The 24352-nt window shown below is 70.7% G+C and carries 23 protein-coding genes; 9 read left to right on the top strand and 14 right to left on the bottom strand.

Translation table 11 applies throughout. The features are described from left to right. Window positions 1-100: 100 nt before the first annotated feature. From ACIHFB_RS19165 to ACIHFB_RS19155, 3 genes are read right to left on the bottom strand one after another with little or no spacing between them, the layout of a single operon-like run. On the bottom strand, window positions 101-1102 hold the full coding sequence (locus tag ACIHFB_RS19165; RefSeq protein WP_400127405.1) for an NAD-dependent epimerase/dehydratase family protein: 1002 nt from the start codon (window positions 1100-1102) through the stop codon (window positions 101-103). A 53-nt stretch (window positions 1103-1155) separates the two neighbouring features. Beyond that, window positions 1156-2601 carry a HAMP domain-containing sensor histidine kinase gene (locus ACIHFB_RS19160; RefSeq protein ID WP_365274762.1) on the bottom strand — a complete coding sequence of 482 codons (1446 nt, stop codon included), beginning with the start codon at window positions 2599-2601 and terminating at the stop codon, window positions 1156-1158. Further along, window positions 2598-3305 (bottom strand): response regulator transcription factor, encoded by a 708-nt coding sequence (locus ACIHFB_RS19155; RefSeq protein ID WP_365274759.1) that lies wholly within the window; start codon window positions 3303-3305, stop codon window positions 2598-2600. The genes ACIHFB_RS19160 and ACIHFB_RS19155 overlap by 4 nt, the downstream gene beginning before the upstream one ends. 154 nt (window positions 3306-3459) lie before the next feature. On the opposite strand from ACIHFB_RS19155, the gene ACIHFB_RS19150 reads away from it, so the two are divergent. The 6 genes from ACIHFB_RS19150 to ACIHFB_RS19125 all read left to right on the top strand — a co-directional run bounded on the left by ACIHFB_RS19150 (window position 3460) and on the right by ACIHFB_RS19125 (window position 8915). Continuing rightward, the gene (locus ACIHFB_RS19150; RefSeq protein ID WP_400127404.1) at window positions 3460-4797 is read left to right on the top strand and encodes a ferric reductase-like transmembrane domain-containing protein; all 1338 of its coding nucleotides are present in this window, start codon (window positions 3460-3462) and stop codon (window positions 4795-4797) included. 16 nt (window positions 4798-4813) lie between these two features. Continuing rightward, window positions 4814-5530, top strand: coding sequence for an FMN-binding protein (locus tag ACIHFB_RS19145; protein WP_400127403.1), 717 nt, complete (start codon window positions 4814-4816; stop codon window positions 5528-5530). 1 nt (window position 5531) lies between these two features. Further along, on the top strand, window positions 5532-6272 hold the full coding sequence (locus ACIHFB_RS19140) for an FAD:protein FMN transferase (RefSeq protein WP_400127402.1): 741 nt from the start codon (window positions 5532-5534) through the stop codon (window positions 6270-6272). A 128-nt stretch (window positions 6273-6400) separates the two neighbouring features. Further along, window positions 6401-7567, top strand: a complete 1167-nt coding sequence (locus ACIHFB_RS19135; RefSeq protein ID WP_365274747.1) for an ABC transporter ATP-binding protein — start codon at window positions 6401-6403, stop codon at window positions 7565-7567. Further along, window positions 7564-8250: an ABC transporter permease subunit gene (locus tag ACIHFB_RS19130; protein WP_365274744.1), complete on the top strand. Its 687-nt coding sequence runs from the start codon at window positions 7564-7566 to the stop codon at window positions 8248-8250. The genes ACIHFB_RS19135 and ACIHFB_RS19130 overlap by 4 nt, the downstream gene beginning before the upstream one ends. Further along, on the top strand, window positions 8247-8915 hold the full coding sequence (locus ACIHFB_RS19125; RefSeq protein WP_365274741.1) for an ABC transporter permease: 669 nt from the start codon (window positions 8247-8249) through the stop codon (window positions 8913-8915). The genes ACIHFB_RS19130 and ACIHFB_RS19125 overlap by 4 nt, the downstream gene beginning before the upstream one ends. Before the next feature lie 96 nt (window positions 8916-9011). Here ACIHFB_RS19125 and ACIHFB_RS19120 read toward each other — a convergent pair whose 3' ends face one another. Genes ACIHFB_RS19120 through ACIHFB_RS19105 form a run of 4 tightly spaced genes read right to left on the bottom strand, consistent with a single transcriptional unit; the run spans window position 9012 to window position 12950 of the window. Further along, window positions 9012-9620 (bottom strand): ATP/GTP-binding protein, encoded by a 609-nt coding sequence (locus ACIHFB_RS19120; protein WP_365274738.1) that lies wholly within the window; start codon window positions 9618-9620, stop codon window positions 9012-9014. Further along, a complete protein-coding gene (locus ACIHFB_RS19115; protein WP_365274735.1) occupies window positions 9607-10041 on the bottom strand; it encodes a DUF742 domain-containing protein in 435 nt (144 codons plus the stop codon). Before ACIHFB_RS19115 ends, ACIHFB_RS19120 begins: the two co-directional genes overlap by 14 nt. Window positions 10042-10080: 39 nt before the next feature. Continuing rightward, the gene (locus ACIHFB_RS19110; RefSeq protein WP_210584332.1) at window positions 10081-10557 is read right to left on the bottom strand and encodes a roadblock/LC7 domain-containing protein; all 477 of its coding nucleotides are present in this window, start codon (window positions 10555-10557) and stop codon (window positions 10081-10083) included. Beyond that, window positions 10554-12950, bottom strand: coding sequence for an ATP-binding protein (locus ACIHFB_RS19105; protein WP_400127401.1), 2397 nt, complete (start codon window positions 12948-12950; stop codon window positions 10554-10556). The genes ACIHFB_RS19110 and ACIHFB_RS19105 overlap by 4 nt, the downstream gene beginning before the upstream one ends. Before the next feature lie 338 nt (window positions 12951-13288). Here ACIHFB_RS19105 and ACIHFB_RS19100 point away from each other — a divergent pair, with 338 nt between their 5' ends. Further along, entirely contained in the window at window positions 13289-14248 is a 960-nt protein-coding gene (locus ACIHFB_RS19100; RefSeq protein WP_365274728.1) for an ABC transporter substrate-binding protein, read from the top strand. A gap of 128 nt (window positions 14249-14376) precedes the next feature. Here the strand turns inward: ACIHFB_RS19100 and ACIHFB_RS19095 are convergent, their stop codons facing one another. Genes ACIHFB_RS19095 through ACIHFB_RS19075 form a run of 5 tightly spaced genes read right to left on the bottom strand, consistent with a single transcriptional unit; the run spans window position 14377 to window position 20497 of the window. After that, window positions 14377-15282, bottom strand: a complete 906-nt coding sequence (locus ACIHFB_RS19095) for an ROK family protein (protein WP_400127400.1) — start codon at window positions 15280-15282, stop codon at window positions 14377-14379. After that, on the bottom strand, window positions 15279-16913 hold the full coding sequence (locus ACIHFB_RS19090; protein ID WP_400127399.1) for a dipeptide ABC transporter ATP-binding protein: 1635 nt from the start codon (window positions 16911-16913) through the stop codon (window positions 15279-15281). The genes ACIHFB_RS19095 and ACIHFB_RS19090 overlap by 4 nt, the downstream gene beginning before the upstream one ends. Next, entirely contained in the window at window positions 16910-17794 is an 885-nt protein-coding gene (locus ACIHFB_RS19085; RefSeq protein WP_400127398.1) for an ABC transporter permease, read from the bottom strand. The genes ACIHFB_RS19090 and ACIHFB_RS19085 overlap by 4 nt, the downstream gene beginning before the upstream one ends. Further along, entirely contained in the window at window positions 17791-18750 is a 960-nt protein-coding gene (locus tag ACIHFB_RS19080) for an ABC transporter permease (protein WP_365274716.1), read from the bottom strand. Before ACIHFB_RS19080 ends, ACIHFB_RS19085 begins: the two co-directional genes overlap by 4 nt. A 4-nt stretch (window positions 18751-18754) precedes the next feature. Continuing rightward, on the bottom strand, window positions 18755-20497 hold the full coding sequence (locus ACIHFB_RS19075; RefSeq protein WP_400127397.1) for a peptide ABC transporter substrate-binding protein: 1743 nt from the start codon (window positions 20495-20497) through the stop codon (window positions 18755-18757). Window positions 20498-20680: 183 nt separating this feature from the next. Between ACIHFB_RS19075 and ACIHFB_RS19070 the strand changes: the two genes are divergently transcribed. Further along, window positions 20681-21877 carry an ROK family protein gene (locus tag ACIHFB_RS19070; RefSeq protein ID WP_400127396.1) on the top strand — a complete coding sequence of 399 codons (1197 nt, stop codon included), beginning with the start codon at window positions 20681-20683 and terminating at the stop codon, window positions 21875-21877. Between the two features lie 15 nt (window positions 21878-21892). Continuing rightward, window positions 21893-23404 (top strand): M81 family metallopeptidase, encoded by a 1512-nt coding sequence (locus ACIHFB_RS19065; protein WP_400127395.1) that lies wholly within the window; start codon window positions 21893-21895, stop codon window positions 23402-23404. A 23-nt stretch (window positions 23405-23427) separates the two neighbouring features. On the opposite strand, the gene ACIHFB_RS19060 is transcribed toward ACIHFB_RS19065, so the two are convergent. Both ACIHFB_RS19060 and ACIHFB_RS19055 read right to left on the bottom strand, forming a co-directional pair. Next, the gene (locus ACIHFB_RS19060) at window positions 23428-24003 is read right to left on the bottom strand and encodes an ATP/GTP-binding protein (protein ID WP_365274704.1); all 576 of its coding nucleotides are present in this window, start codon (window positions 24001-24003) and stop codon (window positions 23428-23430) included. Further along, window positions 23990-24352, bottom strand: a complete 363-nt coding sequence (locus ACIHFB_RS19055) for a DUF742 domain-containing protein (RefSeq protein ID WP_210584341.1) — start codon at window positions 24350-24352, stop codon at window positions 23990-23992. Before ACIHFB_RS19055 ends, ACIHFB_RS19060 begins: the two co-directional genes overlap by 14 nt.

Raw genomic sequence — 24352 nt, 5'->3', positions numbered from 1 at the left:
GTTTCTTTTCGCCCCCGCCGCCCCTACCCGTCCCGTCCCTGGGGCTCCGCCCCAGACCCCGCTCCTCAAACGCCGGAGGGGCTGAATTTAGCCGGAGGTCTCAAACCCTCCCCATCTCCGACCCCGCGAACTCCCGCATCCCCTCCGCGAACCCCACCTCCGCCTTCCACCCCAGCTCCGCCCGCAGCCGGGAGGAGTCGGCCGTGATGTGGCGTACGTCGCCGAGGCGGTACTGGGCGGTGGTCAGGGGCGGTGGGCCGCCGTAGGCCGCTGCCAGGGTCTCGGCCATTTCGCCGACCGTGTGGGGGTCGCCGCTGCCGGTGTTGTACGGGGTGAGCGTGCCCGGGGGTGGAGTCGCTTCCAGGGCTGCGATGTTGGCCGAGGCGACGTCGCGTACGTGGACGAAGTCGCGGCGTTGGCGGCCGTCCTCGTAGACGCGGGGGGACTCGCCGCGGGCGAGGGCGGAGCGGAAGAAGGAGGCGACGCCGGCGTACGGGGTATCGCGGGGCATGCCCGGGCCGTAGACGTTGTGGTAGCGGAGCGACACCGCGGAGCTGCCGGTCGATCTGGCCCAGGCCGCCGCCAGATGCTCCTGGGCGAGCTTGGTCGTGGCGTAGACGTTGCGCGGATCGACCGGGGCGTCCTCGTCGACGAGGCCGGGGTAGAGGTCCTCGGCGCAGACCGGGCAGCGTGGCTCGAAGCGGCCCGCCTCCAGGTCGGCGACCGAACGGGGGCCCGGTCGGACCACCCCGTGCCACTCGCAGGAGTACCGCCCCTCGCCGTACACCACCATCGACCCGGCCAGCACCAGACGTCGTACGCCCGTCTCCGCCATGGCGGTGAGCAGGACCGCGGTGCCCAGATCGTTGTGGGAGACGTAGTCGACGGCGTCACCGAAGTCGACGCCGAGGCCGACCATCGCCGCCTGGTGGCAGACCGCGTCGACTCCGGTCAGGGCGGCGCGGACGGCGTCGGGGTCCCGTACGTCCGCTGCCGGGTCGGTGCGGATGTCGTGGACGACGGGCTCGTGCCCGTGGGCCTTCAGTGCCTCGACGACATGGGACCCGATGAACCCGGCACCGCCGGTGACCAGTACGCGCATGCCCTCAACGTAGGCCCGCGACCAGGCGTAACGGACGGGCCGCGCCCGTCATGTCACCGGTCCGTAAGACCTTTCGGCAGCGGCAGCGAGAGCGTGAACACCGTCGCGCCCGGCTCGCTGCTGAGGCCGATGGTGCCGCCGTGCGCGGACACCAGGGAGTGCGCCACCGCGAGGCCGAGACCGCTGCCGCCCCGGTCGCGGCTGCGGGCCTTGTCGACGCGGTAGAAGCGGTCGAAGACGCGTTGCCGGTCGGCGGGCGGGATGCCGGGGCCCGCGTCGGCGACCCGGACGACGGCCCGGCCGTCCGTGACCGACACGGAGACGGACACCGGAGTGCCCGGCGGGGTGTGCACGGCCGCGTTGGTGAGGAGGTTGTCCAGTACCTGCCGGATGCGCTGCGGATCCAGCCGCATCGACAGCCGGGCGGGACCGGCGTCCACCGTCAGCGGATGGTCCGCGTGGGCCGCCCGGAAGGCGTCGGCGGCGTGTCCCACCAGCTCCACCAGGTCGGCGTCCGCGATCCGCAGCGGCGCCTCCACCTCGGCGGCGTCGAGACGGGCGAGCAGCAGCAGGTCGTCCAGGAGGAAGCCCATCCGGGCGGCCTCGGCGCGCAGCCGGGCCAGATGTCTGTCCCGTTCCTCGGGGTGGTTGGCGGCGGCGTACTGGAACAGGTCCGCATAGCCCCGTACCGACATCAGCGGCGTGCGCAGCTCGTGCGAGGCGTCCGCGACGAACCGGCGCAGCCGCTGCTCGGCCTCCGCACGGACCGCGAGGGAGTCGTCGATGTGCTCCAGCATCGCGTTGAACGCGGTGCGCAGCTCCGCCACCTCCGGGCCGCCGTCCCTGCCGTCCGCGCGCAGCGGCAGCCGGGCCGCCGACTCGGTCAGGTTGTGCGAGGCGATGCCGTGGGCGGTGGACGCCATGTCACTCAGTGGCTTGAGACCGCGCCGCAGCATCTTCCGGCCGACCACCACCAGCGCCAGCACAGCGAGCGCGAACGTGATGGCCTGCACCGTGAGCAGCTGCCCCACGGTGTCCTCGATGTCCTTCATGGGCGCCGCGCTGACCAGCACCACACCGGGCTCGACCTCGCAGCCCCGCAGCCGGTACTCGCCCTCCCCGTCGATCTTCGCGGTGCGCTGGATCTCGTCGTCCGAGTGCGCCATCGACCGGGCGAGCGCGGTCAGCGCGCTTTTGTCGTCCGGTACGTCGGAGGGCTTGCGCAGGACGGCCGAGTCGTCCGTGACGTCGTACACGGCGGTGTACCAGCCCCAGTACGGCTTCTCCTCCACGATCCCGTGCACCTGGGCGTCCGTGGTCTGCGCGGTCTGGACGAGCTTGAGCTGGTCGTCGAGCTGGTGCTCCAGGTAGTCCCGCATGTACGCCGTCAGCGCCGTCCCGACGACCGCGAACACGATCAGGGACAGCACCCCGAGGCTCAGCGCGAGCCGGGTACCGAGCCCCGTCCTGTCGTACGTCTGCCTGATCCGCCCGATCACTCGGCTGCCTGCCGGATCACGTACCCGAAGCCCCGCACGGTGTGTATCAGCGGTGCCGCGCCCGGGACGGGCTCATCGGCCTCGTCGAGCTTGCGGCGCAGCCGGCTGACGACCAGCTCGACGACGTTCGAGCGGCCGCCGAAGCCGTACTCCCACACATGGTCGAGGATCTGCGCCTTGGTGAGCACGGTCGGCGACTTGCGCATCAGATAGCGCAGCACTTCGTACTCGGTGGGGGTGAGCGTCAGCAGCCGGTCGCCGCGCCGCACCTCGCGGGTGTCCTCGTCCATCGTGAGGTCGGCGACCTGGAGGACGGACCGCTGGAAGCCGGGCCCGGCGCTGCGCCGCAGCACGGTCCGCAGCCGGGCCATCAACTCCTCCACCGCGAACGGCTTGACCAGGTAGTCGTCGCCGCCCCGGGTCAGCCCCGCCACCCGGTCGGCGACGGCGTCGCGCGCGGTGAGGAACACCACCGGCACCATCGTCCCGGAGCGGCGCAGCCGGTCGAGCACGCCGAAGCCGTCCACGTCCGGCAGCATCAGGTCGAGCACCACGATGTCCGGGTGGAACTCGGCGGCGGCCCGCAGGGCCTCCTCACCGGAGTTCGCCGTGACCGCGTCCCAGCCCTCGTAGCGGGCGACCGTCGCGACCAGGTCGGCGATCGGCGGGTCGTCGTCCACGACGAGCAGTCGTACTTTCTCCACCTCCACATAGTGCGGCACGCACCCGCCGGCGCCATGAGCCAGGTCACGGCCGGGACCACATCGATAAGCACTTGAAAGTACAACGACAGGTATTCGACAGCTCCCGCCAGCGAAGCTCGGTGTACCGAGGACCCTGACCAAGGAGCTGCCTGCCGTGACAACCGTCCAATCGCCCCCTGCGCCCCCCACGGCGATACGCCCCAGGGTGGCCGCCCGCACCGGCCTGTACGCCGTGCTGGCCGTGAACGTTGCCGTGGTGACCTACTTCTTCGTCCAGGCCGGATTCGCCTCCAACACGCTGATCGTGGTGGGCCGGCTGTGCGGCCTGTTCGGCGGACTGCTGATGGCCTTCCAACTGCTGCTGGTGGCCCGGCTGCCCTGGTTCGACCGCCGTATCGGCATGGACCGGATGACCCTCTGGCACCGCTGGATCGGCTTCTCGCTGCTGTGGACGCTGGTCGGCCACGTGGTCTTCATCACCTTCGGCTACGGCGAGTCCTCGGGCCTGGACCCGGTCAACCAGCTGGTCGACCTCGCCGAGACCACCGAGGGCGTGCTGCGCGCGCTGGTCGCCTGGGTGCTGATCATCGGCATCGGCGCCGTCTCGGCCCGCTGGGCCAGGCGCCGGCTGGCCTACGAGACCTGGCACTTCCTCCACCTGTACACCTACGCCGCCGTGGTGCTGGCGTTCACGCACGAGGTGGCGGTCGGTACGACGTTCGTCGCGTCGTCCCTGGCCACCGCCTACTGGTGGACCCTGTGGGGCTTCGCGCTCGGCGCGGTGGTCCTCGGCCGGGCCGTGCTGCCGCTGTGGCGGAACTGGCGTCACCAGCTGCGCGTCTCGGCCGTCGTCCCCGAGGCCGACAACGTCGTCTCCGTCTACATGACCGGCCGCGACCTGGACCGGCTGCCCGCGCAGGCCGGCCAGTTCTTCCTGTGGCGGTTCCTCACCCGCGACCGCTGGTGGCAGGCCAACCCCTTCTCGCTGTCCGCCGCGCCCGACGGCCGCGGCCTCAGGCTCACCGCCAAGGCGGCCGGCCCCGGCAGCGCCGCCCTGCGCCATGTGAAGGTCGGCACCCGGGTCTTCGCCGAGGGCCCCTACGGCGCCTTCACCGCGATGCACCGCACCCGGCCGGAATCCCTCCTCATCGCCGGCGGCGTGGGCGTCACCCCGATCCGCGCCCTGCTGGAGGACCTGGACGGCCACGCCGTGGTCATCTACCGGGTGAGCAGCGACCGCGACGCCGTCCTCTACGACGAGCTGCGCGACCTCGCCGCCACCAAGGGCGCCGAACTGCACCTGGTGACCGGCCCGCCCGTGCCGGACCGGCTGGCGGCATCCGAGCTCGGCCGGCTCGTGCCGGACATCGCCGACCGGGACGTCTTCCTGTGCGGGCCGCCGCCCATGATGAACGCGGTGCTCGGCAGCCTGCGCGAGCTGGGCGTACCCAAGCCGCAGATCCACTTCGAGCGCTTCAGCCTGGCTGGATGAGAGGGACACAGACACCGTGAAGCGAGTAATTCCCGCCCTTGTCCTGTCCGCCGCCGGCCTGGTCACCGTCTGGCGCTACGAACCGTCGGTCGACACCGGGGCGTCCACGGAAGTGGCCGCACCCGTGGCCACGCCTTCGGCGTCCTCTCCCGCGGGGTCCTCGGGCTCCACGGTGGTCACCGGCTCGACCCTGCAGACCGAAAAGGGTCCGGTGCAGGTCGAGGTGACGTTCGAGGGCGAAAAGATCACCGCCGTACGCATGCTCCAGCAGCCGAACCACCCGCAGACCACGGCCGCCGTACCGAAGTTGATCGCGGAGACGCTGACGGCGCAGAGCGCGGACATCGACACGGTGTCCGGGGCGACGATCACCAGCGACGGCTACAAGGAGTCCCTCCAGGCGGCCATCGACAAGAACGCCTCCGCAGCCTCTTCCTCGTCGTCGAAGCCCTCCGCCTCCCCGGAGACGACGACCGAGACCGTCGCGGGCCCGACCGTCACCACCGAAAAGGGCCCGGTGCAGGTGGAGGTGACGTTCGAGGGCGACGCCATCAAGTCCGTGCGGATGCTCCAGCAGCCGAACCACCCGCAGACGACGGCCGCGGTACCGAAGTTGATCGCGGAGACGCTGACGGCGCAGAGCGCGGAGATCGACACGGTGTCCGGGGCGACGATCACCAGCGACGGCTACAAGGAGTCCCTCCAGGCGGCGATCGACGCGAAGGGCGCCTGACATGCACCGGGTCGAGCACGTGATGGGCTTCCCCGTCTCCCTGCGCATCGACGACGCGGAGGTCCCCGCCGCTCTCGCGGACGAGGTCTTCGCATGGCTGCGCGAGGTCGACGAACGGTTCAGTCCGTTCAAGCCCGGCAGTGAGGTGTCCCGGCTCGACCGCGGCGACATCTCCCTCGGCGAGGTCAGTGCCGACCTCGCCGAGGTGCTCGACCTGTGCGAGCGGTACCGCCTCGCCACCGGCGGCGCGTTCGACGCCCGCCGGCCCGGCGAGGGCTTCGATCCGTGCGCGGTCGTCAAGGGCTGGTCGGTGCAGCGGGCGGCGGAACTGCTCACGGCGGCCGGCGTGCGGCGGTTCTGCCTCAACGCCGGCGGCGACGTGGTCGCGGCGGGCGGTCCCTGGCGTGTGGGCATACGGCACCCCGAACACGCCGATCAGCTGTGCACGGTGCTGGAGATCAGCGACGGCGCGGTTGCGACCTCCGGGCGCTATGAGCGCGGCGATCACATCGTCGACGGGCGGACGGGGCGTCCGGCGACCGGACTGCTCTCGGTGACCGTCGTGGCGTCCACGCTGACCGAGGCGGACACGGCGGCGACCGCGGCGTTCGCGATGGGTGCGGAGGGGGTTGCCTGGGCGGCCGGGCGGGAGGGGTGCGAGGTGTTCGCGGTGGACGCGGAGCGGCGGGTGGTTCGTACGGAGGGCGTTCCGGTCGCCCAGGAGCTCGGGTCGTCCGGCTGACAGGAGGTTTCGCCCGGCCGCGACCGTTGAGCCGCCTGCAACACCAGGCGTCTAGACTCTCCCCCCAACGGCCCGCGCCGTGGCCGAAAGCGGGCAACTTCTGCCAGACCCGAAGGGTATTCGGCGTTTTGATACGGATAGATTCAGTCACCAAGCGGTATCCGGACGGCACGGTGGCGGTCGACCGGCTCTCGTTGGAGATACCCGACCGCTCGATCACCGTCCTCGTGGGACCGTCGGGCTGCGGGAAGACGACGACCCTGCGCATGATCAACCGGATGGTCGAGCCGAGCGAGGGGACCATCACCCTCGATGACGTCGACATCATGCAGCAGCCGGTCAACACACTGCGCCGGTCCATGGGTTACGTCATCCAGAACGCCGGCCTCTTCCAGCACCGGACGATCGTCGACAACATCGCCACCGTGCCCCGCATGCTGGGCTGGGGCAAGGACAAGGCACGGGCGCGGGCCAGGGAGCTGATGGAGCGGGTCGGACTCGACGCCGCGCTCGCCAAGCGCTACCCGTACCAACTCTCCGGCGGCCAGCAGCAGCGCGTCGGTGTGGCGCGGGCCCTCGCCGCGGATCCGCCGGTGCTGCTGATGGACGAGCCGTTCTCGGCCGTGGACCCGATCGTCCGTAAGGGCCTCCAGGACGAACTCCTGCGGATCCAGGAGGAGTTGGGAAAGACCATCGTCTTCGTCACGCACGACATCGACGAGGCCGTCAAGCTCGGCACCATGGTCGCCGTGATGCGCACCGGCGGCCATCTCGCCCAGTTCGCGCCCCCGGCCGAGCTGCTGACCGACCCGGCGGACGCCTTCGTGGAGGACTTCCTCGGTGCCGACCGCGGCATCCGACGGCTGTCGTTCTTCCCGTCCGCGGGTCTGGAGCTGCTGACCGCGCCGATCGTCGCCATCGACGCCACGGCCGAGCAGATCGCCGCCCGCGAGACCCAGGACGCCCCCTATCTCCTCGTAACGGATCTGGACGGCAAGCCGCTCGGCTGGGCCGAACCGCAGGACCTGGCCGCGGGGGAGATCCTGCCGGACCGACTCCTCGCCCACGGACGGCCGTTCCTCGCCGGTACGGACTCGCTGCGGGCCGCGCTCGACTGTGCCGTGCTCTCACCCACCGGGTGGGCCGTCGCCGTGGACGCCGAGGGACGGGCCGCCGGAGTGGTCTCCCAGGCGAGCATCGCCGAGGCGATCCGGGGCGCCCACGCGGAGCGCCGCGCGGACGGCGGGACCGAGAAGCCCGGCAAGACCGACAAGGCCGAGCAGGCCGCGCGATGAGTGAATTCTTCGACCTGCCCAGCGACCTCCAGAACACCTACTTCGGGCTGGTCCTGCTGCACCTGCGCGAAGCGCTGATCCCGGTGCTGGCCGGACTGCTGGTGGCGCTGCCCCTCGCCCAGCTGTGCGTGCGACTGCGCTGGCTGTATCCGCCGGTGCTGTGGGTGACGACGGTGCTGTACGCGATTCCGTCCCTCGCCTTCTTCGTCATCCTCATCGACTACACCGGCCTGAGCGAGCTCACGGTGATGATCCCGCTGGCCGTCTACAGCCTGGTGGTGCTCGTCCCCGCCATCGTGGACGGTGTGCGGTCGGTGCCGCAGGAGACACTGGCCGCCGCCACCGCCATGGGCTTCGGGCCCGTACGACGCTATGTCCAGGTGCAGTTGCCGATCGCGGCCCCCGCGATCATCGCCGGGCTGCGGGTGGCGTCCGTGTCGAGCGTCTCCCTCGTCAGCGTCGGCATGCTGATCGGCAACCAGGGAGCCCTCGGCAACCTGCTCAACAGCGGCATGATCTACAACCAGCCGCGGCTGATCTGGCTCTCCGTGGTGGGCACGGCCGTCCTCGCCATCCTCGTGGACGCCGCGCTGATCGGAATCCGCGTGCTGCTGACGCCCTGGATGCCGCGCGGCACCCGTAAGAACGTGCGCCCGCTCGCCGTGAAGGAGGCCGCCCGGTGAACGTCCTGAACTACATCGACGCCTTCTTCAGCGACAGCGCCCACTGGCAGGGCTACGACGGCATCCCGACGCGTCTCGCCGAGCACGTCCAGTACACGCTGGAGGCGCTCGCCATCGCCGCCGCCGTCGGCCTGCCGATCGGCCTCCTCACCGGCCACACCGGACGCGGCGGCAACACCCTCGCCCTCATCGCCACCGCCGGCCGCGCACTGCCCAGCTTCGGCCTGATGGTGCTGATGTTCATCCTGCTCGGGCTGGGCCTCGCCCCCGTCATGATCCCGCTGGTCGTGCTGGCGATCCCGCCCATCCTCGTCACCACCTACGAGGCGATGCGCTCCGTCGACCCCGCCCCGGTCGACGCCGCCCGCGGCATGGGCATGGCCGAGACCGAGGTGCTGTTCCGCGTCGAACTGCCCGTCGCCCTCCCGCTGATCCTCAGCGGCCTGCGCTCGGCGGCCATCCAGATCGTCTCGACGGCCACCATCGCCGCCTACGTCAGCTTCGGCGGCCTCGGCCGCTACATCGTCGACGGCCTCTACCAGCGCAACTACGAGAAGGTCGTGGGCGGCGCAACACTGGTCGCCGCGATGGCCCTGGCAACGCTGGGACTGTTCTGGGCTGCGGGCCGCCTGTCGGTGTCGCGGGGAGTGCGCCGCAGCACGTAAGCGGTCCGGTGCGGCGCCGTCATGGCTGGTCGCGCAGCTCCGCCGCGGGGCGCGACCAGCCACCACCGGCCCGCAGTGTTCAGACGGCCCGCAACCTCAAACGGCGCTACCCGCGGAACGAGCCAGCGCCAACTCGAGTACCACCAGCAGAGCGTCCCGCACCGAGCCGACTTCCCGCGCGTCGAAGACCACAACCGGCACCCCGTCGGAGACATCCAGCGCCCAGCGCACCTCGTCCAACTCGTGCTCGACGTTGCCGTCGAAGGCGTTGACGGCGACCGCGAACGGGATCTGCTTGTGCTCGAAGTAGTCGACCGCGGCGTAGCAGTCGTCCAGGCGGCGGGTGTCGACGATGACCAGCCCGCCCACCGCGCCCTCGACGAGGTCGTCCCACATGAACCCGAACCGGTCCTGCCCCGGCGTGCCGAACAGATACAGCTTCAGGGTCGGGTCGATGGTGATGCACCCGAAGTCCATGGCGACCGTGGTCGTGGTCTTGCGGGGGGTGTGGGACAGATCGTCCACACCGGCGGCCACCTCGGTGATCGCGGCCTCGGTGGTCAGCGGCTCGATCTCGGATATCGAGCCGACCGCCGTGGTCTTGCCCACGCCGAAGCCGCCCGCGATCACCATCTTCACCGGCAGCGGCGGTCGTACGGCGGTCTGCGCAGCCGCGCCGCGGGTGACCGGTTCAGTCGGAGTCACGGAGTACCCCCCGGGAGTCGGGGATGGCACGGAGGCCATCGATAACCCGTCGCAGGACGGATGAGTCATGGGTGACATCGGAGTTGGGCAGGTGCACCGTCAACTGCCCTGCCGCCCGCAGGTCCTCGGAGAGGATACGGACCACGTTGAGGTGCAGCCGCAGCCGGGCCGCGATCTCCGCGATGGACTGCGGCTGCCGGCAGGCGGCAACGATGTCGTGCTGTTCGAAGGAGAGCCGGTCGAGTGCGTCGAGGCCCTCGGCGGTGGCCACCACCTGGGTCTCGACGGGCATCGTCCGGCCGGTTGAACTCGGTGCCACCCGGCCGGCGGTGACGAGGAACGGCCGTACGGCGGAGGCGGGGCCCACCGGGTCCGGTGAGCCGTCCTCGCCGGCACCGCTCGGCGTACGGCCGTCCGCCATGGGTCTGCTACCTCTTTTTCCTGGACCGGGCCGTGCCGGTCAGCCCGACGACGGGACGCCGACGGTGTTCTTCAGTTCCAGCACGAGCTGAGGACTGAGCGCGGCACCGGCACGGTTGGCGAACAGCGTCATCTCGTAGGCGATGTTGCCCAGCTTGGCCTCCTTGTCGGCGACCACGCCGAGCACGGCGCCGCTGCCGATCGCGGAGACCAGGACATGGCCGCCCTCCAGGTCGATGATGACCTTGTTCAGGGCGCCCAGGCCGTAGTTGCCGGAGGCCCCGGCGGCCAGGCTGGTGAGGCCGGAGACGATCGCGGCCAGCCGTTCGGAGTGCGCCCGCTCCCGTAGCTGTGCCACCGCGATCAGCAGACCGTCCGAGGACACCGCGATGGCGTCGACGACGCCCGCGGTCTCGGTGGCGAAACGGTTGAGCAGCCAGGTGAAGTCAGCTGCTGCGGCCCGCAGTTCGTCCGGCGTGGCGCCTCCCGTGGGAGTGTCACCTGTCGACGTGCTCACTGCTCCGCTCCTTCCGGGAGGTGGTTCTGGTCCTGCGGCGTCTTCGGGGCCGTCGGGGTCTTGGGGTCCGGCTCACTGCCGCTGTCCCGGTGCGCGCGCTCCACGCCCGCCTCGAACTCCTCCAGCGCGCTGCGGACGGCGTCCGCGTCGGCGGGAGGTGCGGCGGGGACGGCGGCGTCGCGGTCGGTGTCGCCGATCGTCGTACGGAGGGTCGCGCCGCGGACACGGCGGCGGAGCGGGCGGGCGGAACCGGGGGTTTCGGGTTCCCCGCCGGACTCCTCTCGCGGCCTGGGTATGAGGGGCGTCGCCTCGGCGGGTGCCGACTCCTCGGCGGAGGCCGACTCGCGCTTGGGCACCCGGCGGGGGAGCGGGGCGGCGCCGTTCTTCGGTGCCGCGGCGGCCGACGGCCGTGGGCCCGATGCCGCCTCGCCGACCGGCTTGGCGGGCGCCGACACCGCGCTCATCGCGAGCAGCAGCGACGACGGGATGGCCACCTCGGCCGTCACACCGCCGCCCGGTGTCCGGGTCAGCGTGATGCCGACCGACCAGCGGCGCGCCAGCGTACCCACCACGAACAGGCCGAGCACCTTCGTCGGGACGAGGTCGAGGCGCTCACGGCGGATCAGCCGGGCGTTCTCCTCGGCCAGCCGCTCGGCGCTCATGCCCAGGCCGTGGTCGGCGATCACGATCGACGCGCCGCCCTCGGCGCCGGTGTGCACGGTCACCTCGACCGGGCTGCCGACCGGCGAGAACGACACGGCGTTCTCCAGGAGTTCGGCCACCATCAGCGTGAGGTCGCCGATGATGTCGGGCTCCACCATGACGTCGGTGCGCGCGTCGAGCTGCACCCGCTGGAAGCCCTCGATCTGGCCGAGTCCGGCCCGCACGACGTTGGTGAGCGTGGTGGGGCCGGAGTCGAGGACCGTCTCGCGGATGCCGGCCAGCAGCATCAGGCTGTCCGCGTTGCGGCGCAGCCGGACCGCGATGTGGTCGATGGAGTAGAGGCGTTCGAGGAGCGCCGGGTCGGTCTCGCCGCGTTCCACGGCGTCGATGAGGGCCAGCTGGCGGGTGGTGAGGTTGCTGACCCGGCGGCCGACGTTGCCGAACATCTCCGCGGTGTTGCGGCGGCTGAGCACCTGGCGCTCCAGCAGTGCGGCCGCCGTGGCCTGCACATGGTTGAAGGCCTCGGCGAGGTCGCCGATCTCGTCGCGTGCCGTCACCGGGACGTCCCGCAGCAGCGGCGGGCCGTCGTCCTCGGTGTCGTCGTCGGCCACCCGGGCGAGTTCGCGCCCGGCGACCTCGGCGACGCCCTGCGCGGCACCGGTGAGGGCCTGCACCGGGCGGACCACCGAGCGGCGCACCACCACGGAGAGGGCCAGCCAGAGCGCGAAGCCGAGCAGTGCGAGGCCCAGCAGCCAGGCGGCGTTCCACCAGGCGTCGTTGGAGGCGTCGTCGGCGCGGTCGGCGATCTGGCCGATGAGCGAGGAGGTGATCTTCAGCCGGGTCTGGGACTGCGCGCGGTAGTCGGCGTAGCCGTCGAGGGCCTGGGCGAACGCGGCGCGGATCTCCTCCGGTGATTCGGCCTGGAGTCCGCTGGGGTCGATCTGGAGCTCGGAGTAGTGCCGGACGATCTCGGCCTGGTCGATGTTGTGCTCGATGCCGCTGAGCTCGTCGGCCTGGGCCTCGGTGGCGAACCGGGCGAAGCGCTCGGCCTGGTGCGTGTACAGCTCGTAGTTGCCGACCGCGGCGATGAACTCGATGAGCGCGTTGGAGTCACCGGTCCGCGCCGAGAACACGCTGGTCTCGAAGGCGCTGTGGGCGGCGTCGGCGCGCAGCAGGGAGTCCAGCAGATTGCCGGTGAAGGTGGCCGCGAGGGCCGCGTTGCGGTCGAGTTCGAGGCCGTCGATCACGCCCTTGGCGGCGTTCATGTAGGCGGGGTCGATGTTGTCGGCGGGCAGATAGCCCTGCTCGATCGTCGCCCGCAGGCTGGACAGGCCGTTGATCTCCTTCAGGGCCTGCGCCTCGGTGGCCGGGAGCCGGTCGCCGAAGGTGTCGCGCACCGCCTCGACCTGCTCGTCCACCGCGGCCTGCGCCTTGCGGTAGGCGGTGAGGCCGGGCCGGGCGCCGGACTCGGTGGCCTCGAACCGTACGGACAGCAGAATCGCCTGCTGGTGCTCGGCGTTCACCCGGTCGGCCAGCTCCGCGACCTGGGCGCTGTCCCGCACCAGCCGGGCCGCGGCGGCCGCGTCCCGGGCCTGGCCGACCTGGTCGGTGATGAGATACGCCAGCAGTACGGCGACCACGGCGAGCGGGACGCCGACCAGCACATTGAGCTTGCGCCGGAACGGCCAGCGGTCGGCGAAGCGCCTTAGGCCCACCTCGTTCGTGGACACCAGGCCTCCTTCGTGGGGTATCTCACGGCACGCGAACGCACGTGACCGTTTCTGATCGACTCGGGCTGGTACGCGATGTCATGGGAGTGGCGCCTGCACACCACTGTGCCGCGCCAACTCCGGCGAGACTACAGGCTCTTCGGAAGCGAGCGCTCCGCACCCTCAGTCAAGAATCCGTTACAACCTGACTGCGGCACCTTGCCTGGTCCTCCCCGTTATCTTCACGATCGGGTACGCATCGAAGCCAATTGGTGACCCAGCTGCTCTTGACTGACCAAGAAGGGGCTGGATTGGATCAGATGAAGGTCATCCAACTCTCTCAGCCCGGAACGGGAATTGTGACTTCTACCGTGAAGAGCAGCTGGTCCAGCATGCGACACCCCCGCGCGGCCGCGGTCGCCCTCGCCGCAGTGGCGGCGCTCGTTGCCGGGTGCGGCTCGTCCGACTCCGCCGACGACAACCCCCTGGCGGAAGACAAGGCGGACGGCAGCACGGTCGTCGTCGGCTCGAACAACTTCGCCGAGAGCATCCTGCTCGCCGACATCTACGGCGAGGCTCTGAAGGCCAAGGGCATCAAGGTCGAGTACAAGCCCAACATCGGCAGCCGTGAGACGACCTACGGCCTGCTCAAGAACGGCTCCATCACCGTCCTGCCCGAGTACAACGGCTCGCTGCTGGCGTACCTGGACCCGAAGGCGGAGCAGGCCTCCATCGAGGCCGTCGGCGCCGCGGTGAAGGCCAAGCTCGACTCCAAGCTGACGCTCCTCGACCCCTCGCCCGCCGAGGACAAGGACTCCGTGTCGGTGAACGCGGAGACCGCCAAGAAGTACAACCTCACCTCGTCGTCCAGCCTCGAGGACCTCAAGGACGTCGCCCCCGAGATGGTCGTCGGCGGCTCGCCCGAGTTCCAGACCCGTCAGCAGGGCCTGCTCGGCCTGAAGGACGTGTACGGCCTGGAGTTCAAGTCCTTCAAGGCGCTCGACGCGGGCGGCCCGCTGACCACGGCGGCGCTGAAGAAGAACACCGTGCAGGCCGCGGACATCTTCACCACGGACCCGAACATCATCAAGGAGAAGTTCGTCGTCCTCCAGGACCCGAAGAACCTCTTCGGCTTCGCGAACGTGACCCCCCTGGTCTACAAGAGCGGACTCTCCCAGGAGGGCATCACCGCGCTCAACGCGGTCTCCGCCAAGCTCGACACCAAGACCCTCCTCGACCTGGACTCCCAGGTGCAGCTGGAGAACAAGGACCCGCTGGACGTCGCCCAGGCCTGGCTGAAGACGGCCGGCCTGAGCTGACCCGGCGTTCGACCACAAGAGGGCGGTGGGCCCGACGACCGATGCCGTCATGCCCACCGCCTTCGGCATGCCAGGGCCGCGGCGCCCTGTCGGGCGAGTGCGAGCCCTGACGCAGGCGCCCCGGCGCCCTACACCGGCATGTCCACCCCGAGTTCCGCCCCCGCCCTGGCCGCCGCGCCGATGGCCACCGCGTCCTCGCCCAGGAGAGCGGGCAGGACGTGGAGGGAGTGTCCGCTGACAGGGGGTTCGGCGGCGAGGGCGCTGCGGACGGGGGGTTCGAGGAGCGGCCAGGCGCGGGCCACTCCGCCGCCGATCACGCAGGTGGTGACGTCGAGTAGGCCCGCGGTGATCAGGAGCGCGCGGGCCACCGCCGTGCCCGCCGCCTCGTACGCGGCGAGTGCGTCGGGGTCGCCCCGGTGGGCCGCCTCCGCGACCTCGCGCGCCGTACGGGCGCCGCACCGCGCGGCGATCGCGCGGCCCGAGGCCACGGTCTCCAGATGACCCCGGCCGCCACAGGTGCACGGCAGGTCGCCGAAGCCGGGAACGTGGCCGATCTCGCCCGCCGCGCCGTGCGGGCCGTCGTACAGCGAGCCGTCCAGCCACAGCGCCCCGCCGACCCCTGTGCCGAGGGTCATCCCGAGGACATGGGTGCCGCCCGCGGCCGCGCCCTTGGCCACCTCGCCGCGCAGGAAGGCGTTGACGTCGTTGTCCAGGAACGCCGGCACGCCCAGCGCCCGCTCGACCGCTTCCGTCACCGCGAACCCGGCCCACCCGCGGAACGAGTCGGAGACGACGAGGATCCGTCCCGTCTCCGCGTCCACCAGGCCGGCCGCGCCGATGCCGACGCCGAGCAGCCGGGCGGGGGTCCGGTCGAGCAGGAGCCGTAGCGCGTCGAGGGCGGCGCCGATCATCGTCGTACCGCCCTCGGTCGCGGGGGTCGCCACCCCCTGGCGGTCGAGGACGTCGAGGTCCGGTGTGCAGAGCACCACCTGGGTGGTCGTGCCGCCGATGTCGATGCCGGCGATCGCCTTCACGCGGTGGCTCCGAGCTCGGCCCGCCGCCGGCGTTGCAGCACCGGATCCGGCACCGGTACGGCCGCGATGAGCCGTCGTGTGTACTCCGTCTCCGGACGCAGCAACGTGGTCATGGTCGGCCCCTGCTCCTCGACGCGCCCCGCCCGCATCACGACGACGCGGCCGGCGAACTCCTGCACCACGGCCAGGTCGTGCGACACGAACAGACAGGCGAAACCCAGCTCGGCCTGCAACTCGGCGATCACCTCCAGCACCGTCCGCTGCACACTCACGTCGAGCGCGCTCGTCGGCTCGTCCGCCACCAGCAGCCGCGGTTCCAGGACCAGGGCCCGCGCCAGACTCACCCGCTGCCGCTGACCTCCGGACAGCTCGCGGGGACCCCGCTGCATCAACTCCTTGGACAGCCGCACGAGTTCGAGCACCTCGGCGACCCGGGCCCGCCGCTCGGCCGCCCGCATTCCGCGCCGGTGCACCCGCAGCGGCTCGGCCACGCATTCCGCGACGCTCATCCGGGCGTCCAGTGAGGCCACCGGGTCCTGGAGCACCACGCCGACACCGGCGAGGAGGGCCCGGCGTGCCCGTCCCCTCGTCCTGCGGAGGTCGGTGCCGAACAACGCGACGGAACCGGAGGCCGGTGGGACGAGTCCGAGTGCGACGCGGGCGGCCGTCGACTTGCCGGACCCGGACTCGCCGACCAGCCCCACCGTCTCGCCCGCCCCGACCGTGAGGGACACGTCCTCAAGGGCCCGTACGGTACGACGGCCCCGGCCGAAGTGCACGGTCACGTCCCGGAGTTCGACCACCGGGGCGCCCGCCTCGGCCGGTGCCCTCACCTCATCGGGCTCGGTCACCGCCAGGCGTGGCACGGCCGCCAGCAGCCGTTGCGTGTACTCGTGCGTCGGACGCAGCAGCACGTCCTCCACCGGCCCGCTCTCCACGATCTCGCCCCGCAGCATCACGGCGACCCGATCGGCGAAGTCGGCGACCACGCCCATGTTGTGCGTCACCAGCAGCACTCCGGTACCCGATCCTGCGGCCAACTCCCGGAGCAGATCCAGGATCTCGGCCTGCACGGTCACGTCCAGCGCGGTGGTCGGCTCGTCCGCGATCAGCAACCCGGGCGAGTTGGCGATCGCCATGGCGATGACGACGCGCTGCCGCTGGCCGCCCGACAGCTGGAACGGGAACGCGGACGCCCGCTGCTCCGGCTCCGGAATGCCGACGCGGCGCAGCAGTTCCACCGCCTCGCGGGCCGCCTCCTTGGCGGATACGGGACGGTGATTGCGTACGACTTCCGCTATCTGTCTGCCGATCCGGGTCAGTGGATCGAGTGCGGTCGCCGGTTCCTGGAAGACCATGGACGCGGTACGGCCGCGCAGCCGGGCGAGCTCGTTTTCACAAGCGCTTACGACATCCGTGCCGTCGACCGTCACCCGGCCCGACGCGCGGGCGGTGCCCGGCAGCAGTCCCATCGCGGCGAGCGCGACCGTCGACTTGCCGGACCCGGACTCGCCGACGAGCGCGAGGGTTTCGCCCGGCCGTACATGCAGCGAGACCTCGCGTACGGCGGGCACGTCGCCGGTGTCGGTGGAGAACGTCACGTTCAGGTCCTCGATGTCCAGGATGCTCATCCGCGTCCCCTCACGTCGAAGGCGTCGCGCAGTCCGTCGCCGATCGCGTTGAACGCGCAGACGACGAGGATGATCGCGAGGCCGGGCGGCACGATCAGCCACCAGCGGTCCGAGTACGCCGCCGTCAGACCGGCCGACAGCATGCCGCCCCAGTCCGTCGCCGGCGGCTGGACGCCCAGGCCGAGATACGACACGTACGCGACGAGCAGGATCGCGTCGGCGACCTGGAAGGTGGCCGCGACGACGATCGTCGACACCGAGCCCGGCAGGATGTGCCGGGCGATGGCCCGGCCGTGCGTGCCGCCGGTCGCGCGCAGCGTCAGCACGTAGTCGCGGCTCTTGAGCGTGAGCGTCTCCGCCCGCACCAGCCGGGAGGGGACCAGCCAGGACACCAGGCCGAGGACGACGATCAGGCCGAGCGTGTCCGGCGTGGTGATCGCCGAGACGACCAGCAGGATGAACAGCGCCGGGATGGCGATCCCCGCGTCCACGACCCGCATCATCACCGCGTCCACCCAGCCGCCCGCATACCCCGCGACCGCGCCCCACAGCGTGCCGATGACGGTCGCGAGGATCCCGGCCGCCAGCCCGACGAGCAGCGAGACCCGGCCGCCGTACATGAGCCGCCCCAGCTCGTCGTGGCCGACGGCGTCGGTGCCGAGCCAATGGCCGGCGCCGGGTGAGAGGTTGACCTGGGTGAGGTCGGTGTGGGTCTGGTCGGTGGAGTACAGCAACGGGCCGACGAAACAGAAGAGCAGGAAGAGGACCACGACCAAGAGTCCGGCCATGGCGAGCCGATTGCGCGCGAAGCGCGCATTGAGGGGCGTGGGGAACTGCGCGACCAGCCCCCACCGGCCCGCGGTTTCAACACGGCCGGTCATATGCGCCCCTCCTTCACCCGGGGATCGACGATCCGCTGGACCACGTCCGCGAGCAACGTGCCCACGACCGTCGCCACGGAAATGACCAGCACGCACCCGAGCAGCACCGGATAGTCGGACGACTGCGCGGCACTCCAGAACAGCAGCCCCATACCCGGGTAGTTGAAGAGCTGCTCGACCACCAACGCACCGCCGAACAGCACCGGCACGTAGTACCCGAGCATCGCCACGACCGGGGTGAGCGAGTTGCGGAACACATGCCGGAAGAGGATCGCCCGCTGCCGTGCGCCACCGGCCCGCGCGGTGCGGACGTAGTCCTCGGAGAGGTTCTCCAGGGTCGCGGCCCGCATGTACCGGCTGAACACGGCCACCATGGACGCGGCGCCCGTGACCACCGGCAGCACCAGCGCCGCCGGGTCCGCGAAGACCTGGGCCACCGTCTCTCCCTGGGGCGCCTGGGAGGGGAACCAGCGCAGGGTCTGGGTGAAGAGCAGGATCAGCACCAGGCCCAGGAAGTACACGGGCGTCGAGTACGCGACGAAGCTGAGCGTGGTGATCGCGTAGTCCACGGGCTTGTTGCGCCGCACCGCCTGCCACATGCCGAGCGGGACCGCGAGCAGCAGCCCGACCAGCGCGGACAGCACGGTCAGCACCAGGGTCTTCGGCAGGCGTTGCTCGATCAGCCGGGAGACCGCTTCGTTGAGCGTGAACGAGGTGCCGAGGTCGCCCTGGAGCAGATTGCCCAGGTAGTAGAGGTACTGGACGGGCAGCGAGCGGTCCAGGCCCTGTTCGTGGTTGAACGCGGCGATCTGCTGGGCCGTCGCCTGCGGGCCGAGGATCCCGCGTGCGGGACCCCCGGGCAGCGCGTGCAGCAGACAGAAGACCACGATCGTGACGATCAGGATGACGGCCAGGGCCTGAAGGAGCCGCCGGGCTAGGTAGAGAACGGTTTCCATCGGCTCAGCTCGTCCACTTCCACTGCGCAGGGTGGAAGTTCGCGAGCGAGTCCTGCGAGAAACCGCCGAGACCGTTCCTGGTGACCGAGACCTGGTAGACCGGTTCCGGCAGCCAGATCACCGGCAGGTCCTTGGCCAGGGCCGCGCTGTAGTCCTGGATCGCCTGGTTCGAACTCGATGTCGTGGACGCCGAGATGAGCTTGTCGACCGCCGGGTTGGAGTAGTTGCCGAAGTTCGAGCCGCCGCCGGTCTGGAACAGCGAGTCACCGGTCGGGAAGGCGTTGAAGTACCAGCTGCCCGCCGTACCGAAGAAGGACAGCTGCCACTTGCAGATCGACTGGCCGGACGTGCACTGCGGAGTCTGCGACAGCACCGAGTTGACCGGCGCGGTCTTGATGGAGAACTCGATGCCGGTCTTCGCCAGCGAGGACTGCACCGCGCTCATCATGTTGTCCGTCACCGTCGAGCCGGACTGCGACAGCACCTGCATCTCGAACTTCGTTCCCTTGGCGATGCCTGCACCGCACTGCGCGGGTTCGGCGCACGTCATCACGCCGCCCTGCTCGGTCCAGCCGTGGTCGGTGAGGAGACTGCGTGCCGTGTCCGTCGAAAACGGATACGGGTTCTCCTTCTGCGTCGGCGAGACGAAGTCGGAGGCCTGTCCCTGCGGGATCGGCCCGTACCCGGATATCGCCGTGCCGTTGAAGACGACCTTCGCCAGACTGGCCTGGTCGATCGAGTGCTGCACGGCCTGCCGGGCGTACAGCTGCTTGAACACCGCGCCCATCGCCGGGTTGTTGAAGTTGTACGGCATATAGGTGATCGCCCAGCCCGACCACGGTTTCACCTCGTAGCCCTGCGCGGTGAAGCTGTCCTTCTGGTCGAGGTCGGTCGCCTCGATGTAGCCGTAGTCGACGCTGCCCGAGCGGAGCGCGTTCTTCTCGGCGTCCGCCGTGGTGAAGGGAAGCAGGTTGACCGTGGTGATGCCGGGCTTCTCACCGCCGTCGTACTTCTTGTTCGCGGTGAGGACCACCTTGCCCGCGGTGGAGAAGGACTTGACCGCGTACGGGCCGCTGATCGTCTTCCACAGCGGGTCGCTCGCGTAGCCGGAGATGTTCTTCGCGGCGTCGTTGAGCGTCTTCCACACCTGCCCCGCATCACCGCCCTTGTCCCAGACGTGCTGCGGCAGCGGCGTGACCTCGCTCAACTGGTTGGCCAGCATCCACTGGGAGTTGTAGGCCTTGTCGAATGTGATCGTGAAGTGGCGGTCGTCGACGGTCTTGAACGACGTCCAGTTGTCGGGCGCCTTGCCGGGGTTGTAGCCCGCCCACTCCGCTTTGTTCGCCTTGATGAGGTCGAACCAGAACTGGACGTCGCGCGAGGTGATGGGCTTGCCGTCGCTCCAGTGCCGGTCGCCGAGCGTGATGGTGACGCTCTTTGAGTCGGCGGCGAAGTCCGCGGCGGTGGCGATGGACGCCTTCTTGTTCCACGCGATCTTGCCGGTGGAGCCGTCGTAGGCGACGAGCCGCTCCCACAGACTGTCGGCGATGGAGCGGTTGTTGGTGTTCAGATGCGCCGCGGTGCCGATCGGCAGGATCCAGTTCGGCGTGAAGTTGGCGGGCAGCGCGTAGTTGATGGCGTCGCGTGACGCGGACGGGGTGTCGCTCGACCCGGAGCAGCCCGCGAGCAGCAGCGTGCTCGCGGAGACGACAGCACCGGCGACAAGCCTCGTGCGAGCGGGGGACATGGCACTCCTCGGCGTGAAATCAGCGAAGGCGGGATGGCGGAGCCAGTCAACGACCGCTGTGGTCGAAGAAACAGACGCGCTGCTGTAAAAAGCCTGTTTCTGCTGTTCTGAAAAAAGTCACGAGAGGGGAGAACGGCCTTACGCTCGTCGCCTCGCACCCCCGGGACGGAAGTTACTCAGCAGATGCCTGAAAAAAGCGTGCCGCACCGCCGGACCGCCACGGGCGGCGTCTCCGCACTGGCCGAGCGCGTCCTCGAACTGCTCGCCTCCGGCCAGGCGACCACCCGGACCGAGCTGGCCGGACTCCTCGGCGCCGCCCCGTCGACGATCTCCCTCACCGTCGGCCAGCTGGTCGCCCACGGCCTGGTCGCCGAGGAGGGCACCCGCTCCTCGAACGGCGGCCGTCCGCAGAAGGTGCTCCGCCTCGGCGGCAGCGACGGATTCGCGGTCGCCGCCGAACTCGGCGGCCGGCACGCCCATGTCGGCGTCGTCCTGCCCGGCGGCGGTCTCACCGACGTCTCCACCGTGCCGTTCCCGACGGCCGACGGCCCCGAGTCCGCGCTGCCCGGACTCGCCGGGACCCTGGAGTCCCTCGCCGACCGGCACGGACGGCACCTGCTGCGCGGCGTCGGCCTCTCCCTCCCCGGCCCGGTGGACGTGGCGTCGGGTGTGGTCACGCTTCCGTCCCGGATGCCCGGCTGGAACCGTTTCCCAGTCCGTTCCTGGCTGGAGGACCACTTCGGCGTCCCGGCCGCCATCGAGAACGACGCCAACTGCATGGCCGTGGGCGAACACACCGTCCAGCCCCCGGAACGCCGCCAGTCGATCATGGTCAAGACCGGTACCGCGATCGGCGCGGGCGTCATCGCCGACGGACGGCTCTACCGGGGCGGGTCCGGCGCGGCGGGCGAGATCACCCACGTCCGCGTCGAGGCCGGCCACGACATCCCCTGCTCCTGCGGCAACACCGGCTGCCTGGAGACCGTCGCCTCGGGCGCCGCGCTGGTGCGCATCCTGCGCGAACGGGGCCTCGATGTGGCGTCCACCGAGGACGTCGTACGGCTCGCCTCCGACGCCGACCCCGAGGCGACCCGCGCGGTCCGGCAGGCCGGCCGCTACCTCGGCATGGTGCTGGCCGCGAACGTCAACTTCTTCAACCCCGACGCGGTGTACCTCGGCGGCATCCTCTCCACGCTGGAACCGTTTGTCGCCGCCGTCCGCAGCCAGCTCTACGAGGGCTGCCATCCGCTGGTGACCGAGCACCTGGTCATCGAACGCGCCAGCCTCGGCGCCGACGCCGGCCTGGTCGGCGCGGGACAGTTCGCCCTCCAGCGGGCACTGGCGCATGCGCTGCACGCGGTTACCGGAACCCATCCCTGACACCCCGGAGGAGCCTTGAGCGACACCCGTCGTCCCGTCATCGCCGTAGCCGGACTCGGCATCGAGTCCTCGACCTTCTCACCCGCCCGCACCGAGGCCCCCGCCTTCCACCCGCAGCGCGGCGCCGACATCCTGACCCGCTACCCCTTCCTCGCCCCCGGCGAGCCACTGCGCGCAGCCGCCGACTGGCGCGGCGCACTGGTCGGCAAGGCACTGCCGGGCGGTACGGTGACGGCGGCCGCGTTCGCCGATCTGTCCGGTGAACTCATCGACCGGCTACGGCAGTCGGGCCCGATCGACGGCCTCTGGTACGACATCCACGGCGCGATGACGGTCGAGGGCATGGACGACGCCGAGGCGGTCCTCCTGGCCCGCATCCGCGAGGTGATCGGCCCCGACGTACTGGTGTCGACCTCCATGGACCTGCATGGAAACGTCTCCCGGGAACTGGTCCACCGCTCCGACCTGATCACCTGCTACCGCATGGCCCCGCACGAGGACGCCATGGAGACGAAGGAGCGCGCCGCCCGCAACCTCGTCGACCTGCTGCACAGCGGCGCGCCCCGCCTCGTCAAGGCGTGGATCCCGGTGCCGGTGCTGCTCGCCGGGGAGCAGACCTCGACCCGTATCGAACCGGCGAAGAGCGTGTACGCGGCGGTGGCGGAGGTCGAGGCCACCGAGGGCGTGACGGACGCGGCGATCTGGGTGGGCTACGCCTGGGCGGACGAGCCGCGCAACCGGGCCGCGATCGTCGTCACCGGCCCCTCTGGGCCCGCGGTCGCGGCGGGCGCGGAACGCCTGGCCCGCGGATTCTGGGCGGCCAGGCGCGAGTTCGCCTTCGTCGCGCCGACCGGCACACTCGACGAGATCCTCGACGAGGCGCTCGCATCGGCCGTACGCCCGTACTTCATCAGCGACACCGGCGACAATCCGACGGCGGGCGGGGCCGGCGACGTCACCTGGGGGCTCGAACGGGTCCTGGCCCACCCGGAGTTCAAGGACCCGGGCGGCCCGACGGTCCTCTACGCCTCACTGCCGGGCCCGGCAGCCGTCGACACGGCGGTGCGGGCGGGCGTGGGCGCCACGGTCACCGTCACCGCCGGCGCCGAGGTCGACGACCGTCACGCCGGTCCGCTCACCATGACCGGAGTGGTCCACGCGATCCGGCACGGCGACCGGGACGCCGAGGTGGAGGTCGTCCTGCGGGTGGGGAGCGTGCACGTGATCCTCACCCGGCTGCGCAAGCCGTACCACCACGAACACGACTTCACCGACCTGGACCTGAACCCCCGTGCCGCGGACGTGGTCATCGTCAAGATCGGCTACCTCGAACCCGAGCTCTTCGCCATGGCCGCCGACTGGAAGATGGCCCTCACCCCGGGCGGCGTCGACCAGGACCTGCTGCGCCTCGGCCACCACCGCATCCGCCGCCCGATGTTCCCCTTCGACCCGGACATGCCGGCCTCCGACCTCACGGCCAGGGTCGTCCCGCCGTCCTGCGAGCCGCTCACCGGAACCGACGAGTGAGGAGGCGCCGACTCACCTGAGACTCAGCTCTGCCGGCCGGCGATCAGCTGATCGAGGAGCGCGATCAGCACGTCCCGGCTCGACGTGCGTTCGCGGGCGTCGCACAGGAGCACCCTGACATGGTCCGGGAGGGCCAGGGCGTCGCGGATCTCCTCGGGCGGGTAGGGGTGGTCGCCGTAGAAGCCGTTGACGCCCACGACGAAGGGGATCTTCCGGCGTTCGAAGAAGTCGATCGCGGCGAAGCTGGACTCCGGGCGGCGGACGTCGATGAGGACGACCGCGCCCAGCGCCCCGAGGGCCAGGTCGTTCCACATGAACCAGAACCGCTGCTGACCGGGCGTACCGAACAGATACAGCACCAGGTCCCGGCTGATGGTGATGCGGCCGAAGTCCAGGGCCACCGTGGTGGCCGTCTTCTCCTCGATGCCGTCGAGGTCGTCGACGCCCAGACCGGCGGCGGTCAACGGCTCCTCGGTGCGCAGCGGGGCGATCTCGCTGACCGACCCGACCATGGTGGTCTTGCCGACGCCGAAACCCCCGGCGATGAGGATCTTGACCGTGTCGGGTGCCGTCCGGGTGACGGTGTCAGAGTCGGCCAAGGCCGTCCCTCACTTTCTCCAGCAGGTCCATGTCCAGGCCCGGGTCCTGGGAGACGGGATGGGGCGGGTGGACGGTGATCCGGCCCGACTCCAGCAGATCGCAGAGCATGATGACGACCACGCTCACCGGAAGGTCCAGCAGGGCGGCGAGCTCCGCGACGGCGATCGGCTCGGCGCACAGGCGCAGCATGCGCTGCTGCTCGGGCTGTTGCCGGGTGGCCCAGGTCGGCGGCGGGTCCACCGCGGTCACCGTCGTGATGAGCGTGAAGTCGGCGCGGCTGGGCCGGGTCCGTCCGCCGGTCAGGGCGAACGGCCGTACCAGCCGGCCCGCCGTGTCGCCTCCGCTCAC

It is taken from the genome of Streptomyces sp. NPDC051963 (assembly GCF_044593495.1).
Lineage (GTDB): Bacteria > Actinomycetota > Actinomycetes > Streptomycetales > Streptomycetaceae > Streptomyces.
Note: the sequence above shows the minus strand (reverse complement) of the source record. Positions and strands in the feature narration are given on the sequence as shown.

What these genes read in the sequence shown, in the direction of transcription:
- ACIHFB_RS19085 (WP_400127398.1), bottom strand. Translation starts at nt 17,794, where the DNA reads ATGACCGGCCGTGTTGAAACCGCGGGCCGGTGGGGGCTGGTCGCGCAG.
- ACIHFB_RS19070 (WP_400127396.1), top strand. Translation starts at nt 20,681, where the DNA reads ATGCCTGAAAAAAGCGTGCCGCACCGCCGGACCGCCACGGGCGGCGTC.
- ACIHFB_RS19090 (WP_400127399.1), bottom strand. Translation starts at nt 16,913, where the DNA reads ATGAGCATCCTGGACATCGAGGACCTGAACGTGACGTTCTCCACCGAC.
- ACIHFB_RS19165 (WP_400127405.1), bottom strand. Translation starts at nt 1,102, where the DNA reads ATGCGCGTACTGGTCACCGGCGGTGCCGGGTTCATCGGGTCCCATGTC.
- ACIHFB_RS19080 (WP_365274716.1), bottom strand. Translation starts at nt 18,750, where the DNA reads ATGGAAACCGTTCTCTACCTAGCCCGGCGGCTCCTTCAGGCCCTGGCC.
- ACIHFB_RS19130 (WP_365274744.1), top strand. Translation starts at nt 7,564, where the DNA reads ATGAGTGAATTCTTCGACCTGCCCAGCGACCTCCAGAACACCTACTTC.
- ACIHFB_RS19075 (WP_400127397.1), bottom strand. Translation starts at nt 20,497, where the DNA reads ATGTCCCCCGCTCGCACGAGGCTTGTCGCCGGTGCTGTCGTCTCCGCG.
- ACIHFB_RS19115 (WP_365274735.1), bottom strand. Translation starts at nt 10,041, where the DNA reads ATGGCGGACGGCCGTACGCCGAGCGGTGCCGGCGAGGACGGCTCACCG.
- ACIHFB_RS19140 (WP_400127402.1), top strand. Translation starts at nt 5,532, where the DNA reads ATGCACCGGGTCGAGCACGTGATGGGCTTCCCCGTCTCCCTGCGCATC.